Origin of the sequence: Kosakonia sp. S42 (assembly GCF_016624785.1) — a bacterium.
In the GTDB taxonomy this organism is placed as follows: domain Bacteria; phylum Pseudomonadota; class Gammaproteobacteria; order Enterobacterales; family Enterobacteriaceae; genus Kosakonia; species Kosakonia cowanii.
Genome location: NZ_JACVTW010000137.1, coordinates 1 through 208, shown reverse-complemented (window position 1 = coordinate 208; position 208 = coordinate 1). Strand labels below are relative to the sequence as shown.

Annotated in this window: 1 pseudogene; it reads right to left on the bottom strand. The window is 59.6% G+C overall.

The window, feature by feature from the left end:
• Nucleotides 1-208: pseudogene (locus IAE50_RS25880) on the bottom strand (flagellin FliC); the annotation flags it as partial.

The following is a 208-nucleotide window of genomic DNA, read 5'->3' as shown; positions in this document are numbered from 1 at the left end:
CAGCGGAGTGGAGCCGGAAGCAGTACCGCTCGCGCCGCCGGTCACTTTACCTTTCAGAACGTCGAAGCCAACAGCCTGAGTCTGACGCTGGGTACCGTTAACGGTGTCACCGGAAGCCATGGCTTTGGTGTTCAGAGCAGTACCGGAAGAGCCCGCTGCAGCCAGGTTGTAGCTGTCGCTGGAGCTGATGTCGATACCGATCTTCTCG